Origin of the sequence: Streptomyces sp. SBT349 (assembly GCF_001083795.1) — a bacterium.
Lineage (GTDB): Bacteria > Actinomycetota > Actinomycetes > Streptomycetales > Streptomycetaceae > Streptomyces.
The window spans coordinates 1-5,739 of record NZ_LAVK01000417.1; the positions used below are offsets into that span (position 1 = coordinate 1).

The following is a 5,739-nucleotide window of genomic DNA, read 5'->3' on the forward strand; positions in this document are numbered from 1 at the left end:
GGGCCTCGGGGATGGGCGGGCGGGTCGCCTGGCCGCGTGCGGCGTGCCACAGCGGCAGGACGTCGGACGGATCGCCGTCGCAGGACTCCACGAGGCGCCTGGTCAGGAGCCATGAGGGGCGGCGCTTGCCGGCCAGGACGCGGGAGACGTAGGAGGCGGAGACCCCGGCGTGGCGGCCCACATCGCGGAGCGTCCGCCCGCTGGCGCGTTGCAGCGTGGAGAGGGCGCACGCGAGGGGTAACACGCCCCGCTCCGGGGCGAACGGCCCGAGGCCGGAGTCGGCGTGTCCGAGGGGCGGCGGCCGGCGGCCCTGGCCCGGTGGTCCCGCGTCGGCACTCCCGGCGCGTCCCACGGCTCCGCCGGCCGCGGGGCCCCTCGCCGTCGCGGCAAGGGGCCGGGCCATGGCCTCCCCCCGGCGCGCGGCCAGCGTCTCGCGGCGCACCATGCGCCGTTCGATGGTGCCGGCCGACCAGTGGGTGCGGAGCTGGACGGGCGTGAGGTTCATCGCGCGGGCGATGTCCGCCGTCCGCGCCCTGCGGGTGCGGGCCTGCTGCACCGCGGCGGCGCGCACGTCGTTCAGGCATCCGTCGAGCTCGTCCGCGAGGCGCAGCACGGTCAGCGGCACCTCCGCCTCCGGGTTCTCGCTGAGCGCGGCGGCCAGCAGGGCGCGGGCCTTGCGGGCCAGGTCCTCGGACATGCGCCGGACATACGCCGCGTAGCGCGACGCCTCCGGTAACGCGGCGGCGCGGCCGGCCCGGTAGGCGGCGTCCCTGCACCTCTTGCCGCAGTACTGCTTGGGGCGCCCGGAGTGGTTCTGCGTCACGGGGCGACGGCAGGTGGGGTTTTTGCAGCGGGTCATTCCGCATCCGCTCGTTTCGTCGCGGGCCGGAACACGGCGGGGAGCTGACGCGACGTGCGAACGGGTGCGGGCCCGTTGTTGACTCCGCTGGCACGCGCGGGGGTGGTTTCAACCATCGGGCGACGCGGGATGCTACGGTCACGCGAGGTCGGTGCCCCTTTCACGAGCGGGCAACTCCGGCTCGACGGCATACGGTCGGGGGACATGCCTCTCCTGTCGCCGTGTGACACATGAAGGAAGGGGCCCGGCCAACTGGTTTGGCGACCGGCCGGGTTCCTTCGTCTGCGGGGACGCTACACGTCAACCCAGCGGCACGCCAGCATTACGAGATGTAATCAGGGCGATGAGGCGGTGCCGACGACGAATCTCCCCAACTCCGCTCATCGAGCGCTCATTTGCTGTCATAAGCGGTCACCACGCCGCCATTCCCAGTCGTAGAGCTCTGCCTCAGGGAGCGCCGCCCACTCCTGGCTCTCGGGGCGTACGCCCGGCGCATTCCCGGATTTTTGCAGTTCTCGCTCATCTTCTTGCAGCCATATGACGGCGAGATTACGATTCGGGGCGCAGACGCGGAACCCCCCACCTGAGAGGTCCACATGGGTATCTCACGCCGCGCGTTCGTCACCTCCGCCCTCGCGGCGGCGCCCGCCGCGGGCGTTCTGGCGTCCATGGCGCCCCGGTCGAGCGCCGCGGCCCTGGCCGACGACCCGGTCGGCGATGTCGTCGGCAAGATCACCGTCGGCTACCAGGGCTGGTTCGCCTGCGCCGGCGACGGCGCGCCGATCAACGGCTGGTGGCACTGGTCCCAGAACTGGTCACAGACGCCCTCCCAGGGCAATCACGTGATCAAGAGCTGGCCCGACGTGCGCGATTACAGCAGGACCTATCCGACCGCCTTCGCCAACCTGAACGGCGGCGCCGCCGCCTCCCTCTTCTCGTCCTACGACGACCAGACGGTCGACACCCACTTCCGCTGGATGCGGGAGAACGACATCCACACCGCCGCCCTCCAACGGTTCAACCCCAACGGCGGCGAGGGTGCCACCCGCGACGCCATGGCGGGGAAGGTGCGCCGGGCCGCCGAGGCGCACGGCCGGAAGTTCTACATCATGTACGACGTCACCGGCTGGCTGACGATGCAGGAGGAGATCAAGGCCGACTGGACGTCGAAGATGCGGGCCCACACCGCCTCTTCGGCCTACGCCCTCCAGAACGGCCTCCCGGTGGTGGGCATCTGGGGCTTCGGATTCAACGAGTCGAACAAGCCGTGGCCCCCGGAGGTGTGCCAGGACGTCATCAACTGGTTCAAGGCGCAGGGGTGTTACGTCATGGGCGGCGTGCCGACCCACTGGCGGACCGGCACCGGTGACTCCCGGCAGGGCTTCATCGACGTCTACCGCTCGCTCGACATGCTCTCCCCGTGGATGGTCGGCCGGATCTCCACGCTCGCGGACGTCGACCACTTCTACCGGAACGTCAACACGCCCGACCAGGCCGAGTGCGACGCGCACGGCGTGTCGTACCAGCCGTGCGTCCTGCCGGGCGACCTCCAGGAACGGCACCGCCTGCACGGCGACTTCATGTGGGCGCAGTTCTACAACATGGCTCGCATCGGCGTTCAGGGCATCTACATCTCGATGTTCGACGAGTACAACGAGGGCAACCAGATCGCCAAGACGGCCGAGAACGGCTCGCAGGTACCGGCGGGTTCGGGCTACTGGGCGCTGGACGAGGACGGCACCGCCTGCTCCTCCGACTACTACCTGCGGCTGACGGGCGACGGCGGCAAGATGCTCAGGGGGGCGATCCCGATCACCGCGACGCGGCCCACTCCCACGGTCTGACCCCCGCCGGGGCGTCGCCGGGAGACCGGACGACCGGACGCCGCCGTGGCCCGCGGGCCACGGCGGACGCGGTCAACGGCGGACGCGGGGGGCCTGGAAGCGTTCGGCGTGCTCGGCCGCCCACTGGGCGAACGTGCGCGCCGGGCGGCCGGTCACCCGCTCGACCGTGTCGACCACGGTCGTGGCGGCGTCGTCGGGAGCGGCGTACCAACCGACGACGTACTCCGCGTCCGCCCGGGACACGCCCTTGGACATCAGTCTGTCGACGGCCTGTTCGTGCGTGATCGGGGCCAGGACGATGTCGCGCCCGCTCGCCCGCGACAGGATGGCGATCCGTTCGCGCGTGGTGAGTGACGCGGGCCCGGTCAGGGGGTAGGCACGCCCCGCGTGGCCGTCGTCGAGCAGCGCGACCGCCGCCACCGCCGCGATGTCGGCCTCGTGGATCAGCGCGCTGGGGGTGTCGTACGGCTCGCGCACGACACCCTCGGCCCGGACCGATTCGATCCAGTCCAGCGTGTTGGACATGAACTCCTGCGGCTCCAGGCGGGTCCACTCCACTCCCGAGTCCCCCACCGCCTGCTCCACGGGCCCGACCGCGCCGCCCCACACCACGGTGACGCGCCGCACGCCCGCGTCGACGGCCCGCCGCACCAGCGCGGGCCCGACCTCGGCGAGCCCCGTCGTCACCGTGACGTGCAGGCGGTCGACGCCGTCCAGGGCGGCGCCCAGCGTCTCCGGTGCCGTGTGCGTGCCGGCCACCACCTCCACCCCGGCCGGGAACCTCCCCTCGGCCGCGGCCGGGTCCCGCGTCAGGGCCCGCACGCGCTCCCCTCGGCGGACCAGCTCCGTCACAACGTGCCGGCCGGTGTTCCCGGTGGCGCCGGTAACCAGTGTGGTCACAGTCGAGCTCCCTTCGTTCGTGACGACGCTAGGAGTTCAACCGCACATGAGGTCAAGTGGCCCGCCAGGCCACCGGCGTTCCGGGAGTCGCCCGGGGGGCGGCCTCACCATTCGGCGAAGGAGCCGTCCTCGTGGCGCCAGACCGGGTTGCGCCAGGCGTGGGGGGCGCGGTCGGCCGCCCGGACGGCCGACTCGTCGATCTGAACGCCCAGGCCGGGCAGGTCCGTTCGGGCCGCGTAGCCGTCGGTGAAGCGGAACGGCTCGGGGTCCAGGACGTAGGACAGCAGGTCGGCCTCCTTGTTGTAGTGGATGCCGAGGCTCTGCTCCTGGATGAGGAAGTTCGGCGTGGCGAACACCACCTGGAGGCTCGCCGCCAGCGCCAGGGGCCCCAGCGGGCAGTGCGGCGCCAGATGGGCGCCGAAGGTCTCGGCGAGGGAGGCGATGCGGCGGACCTCGGAGATGCCGCCCGCGTGGGAGAGGTCGGGCTGCGCCACCGCGATCCCCGCCTGGAGCGCGGGCAGGAACCCGGCGCGCCCGTAGAGGCGTTCACCGGTCGCGATGGGGACGGGCCCCGCGGCGGCCGTGACCCCCGCGAGCAGGTTGTCCTGGTCCGGGAGGAGCGGCTCCTCCACGAACAGCGGCTGCAACGGGGCGAGTTCGTGCACGAGGCGGCGCGCGCCCGCCGCGCTGAACCGGCCGTGGCAGTCCACGGCGACGTCCCGGTCGGGGCCGAGCACCTCGCGGGCCGTGGCGACGCGCCCCACCACGCCGTTGATCTCGGCGACGCTCGGGTGCGGGGAGACGCGCCCGGCCGCGTTCATCTTGACGGCCGTGAAGCCGGCCTCGACCTGGGCCGCGATGTCGTCGGCGAGCTGGGCCGGGCTGTCGCCGCCGACCCAGGCGTAGACGCGGGCCCGGTCGCGGACCGGACCGCCGAGCAGCGCGTGGACGGGCGCACCGTAGGACTTGCCCGCGATGTCCCACAGCGCCTGGTCGATCCCGGCGACCGCGCTGGACAGGACGGGGCCGCCGCGGTAGAAGCCGCCGCGCGTCATGACCTGCCAGTGGTCCTCGATGCGCAGCGGGTCCTGGCCGATCAGGTACTCCGCCAGCACGTCGACGGCGGCCCGCACGACCTCGGCACGGCCCTCGACCACCGGCTCGCCCCAGCCGACCACGCCGTCGTCGGTCTCGATGCGGCAGAACAGCCAGCGTGGCGGGACCAGGAAGGTCTCGATCCGGGTGATCTTCATGCGTGTCGCTCCTTCGTAGCCTTGTCGAGGTCCCGGAGGGCCTGGGCGAGCAGCGCCCGCATGCCGGCCTCCGCCGCGTCCGCGTCCGCCGCGCGGACCGCGTCGAGGACCACGCGGTGGATGGGCACCGGGTCGCCGGGGTGCTCCGAGCTGTGGACGAGCTCGTCGCGCTCGGCGAGGGCGGCGTCGATGACGATCTCCATCCGCTGGAGCAGCTCGTTGTGCGTGGCGGCCAGCAGCGCGCGGTGGAAGGCCAGGTCGGCCTCGACGGCTTCGGCGGGCCCGCTCCCCCGCGCGTCCTCCATGGCCGCCAGGGCCGTCGACAGCGCGTCGAGGTCGGCGTCGTCGCGCCGTTCGGCCGCGAGGCGGGCGGCGGCGGGCTCGACGATGCCGCGCACCTCGCCGAGGTCGCGCAGCAGCCCGGTGCCGGGCCCGGAGGCGACGCCCGCGGCGAACTGCCAGCGCAGGACGTCGGGATCGAGCAGGTTCCAGTCGGATCTGGCGCGCACGAACGTGCCGCGCTTCTGCCGGGCGTCGACCATGCCCTTGGCCGCGAGCACCTTGAGCGACTCGCGCAGGGCGGTGAGGCTGACGCCCAACTCGGCCTGGAGCGCGACCAGGTCGAGCGTGTCGCCCTCGGCGACCTCTCCGCTCAGCACCCGGCGCGCCATGGCCTCGACGGTCTGGCCGTGAACGCCTCGGCGCGCGTACGGGGTCATGTGGTTCCGCCCTTCTCGGTCCTGTCCTTCGCGATCCTGTCCCTTCGGCCCTGTCGCCCCGCGCGGCGCGCGGTCGGCGGCGGTCTCAGGCCGATTCCCTGGTGACGCTCCGGCCGCCGGTGGCCCCGGCGCGGGCGGGGTGACCGGGGACGCCCCTGGGGGCG

General features: G+C 73.0%; 5 protein-coding genes. 1 reads left to right on the plus strand and 4 read right to left on the minus strand.

Annotation, left to right across the window (positions count from 1 at the left end; genetic code table 11):
* Positions 1 to 823: helix-turn-helix domain-containing protein (locus ADY01_RS31665; RefSeq protein ID WP_049580170.1), on the minus strand; the 823-nt coding region annotated here is incomplete at its 3' end.
* 632 nt (positions 824 to 1,455) lie between these two features.
* On the opposite strand from ADY01_RS31665, the gene ADY01_RS31670 reads away from it, so the two are divergent.
* A complete protein-coding gene (locus ADY01_RS31670; RefSeq protein WP_049580171.1) occupies positions 1,456 to 2,703 on the plus strand; it encodes a glycoside hydrolase family 71/99-like protein in 1,248 nt (415 codons plus the stop codon).
* Between the two features lie 72 nt (positions 2,704 to 2,775).
* On the opposite strand, the gene ADY01_RS31675 is transcribed toward ADY01_RS31670, so the two are convergent.
* The 3 genes from ADY01_RS31675 to ADY01_RS31685 all read right to left on the minus strand — a co-directional run bounded on the left by ADY01_RS31675 (position 2,776) and on the right by ADY01_RS31685 (position 5,575).
* On the minus strand, positions 2,776 to 3,603 hold the full coding sequence (locus ADY01_RS31675; protein ID WP_049580172.1) for an NmrA family NAD(P)-binding protein: 828 nt from the start codon (positions 3,601 to 3,603) through the stop codon (positions 2,776 to 2,778).
* 104 nt (positions 3,604 to 3,707) lie between these two features.
* Positions 3,708 to 4,856, minus strand: a complete 1,149-nt coding sequence (gene dgoD / locus ADY01_RS31680) for a galactonate dehydratase (protein WP_049580173.1) — start codon at positions 4,854 to 4,856, stop codon at positions 3,708 to 3,710.
* A complete protein-coding gene (locus ADY01_RS31685; protein WP_049580174.1) occupies positions 4,853 to 5,575 on the minus strand; it encodes a FadR/GntR family transcriptional regulator in 723 nt (240 codons plus the stop codon). Before ADY01_RS31685 ends, dgoD begins: the two co-directional genes overlap by 4 nt.
* Between the last annotated feature and the right edge of the window lie 164 nt (positions 5,576 to 5,739).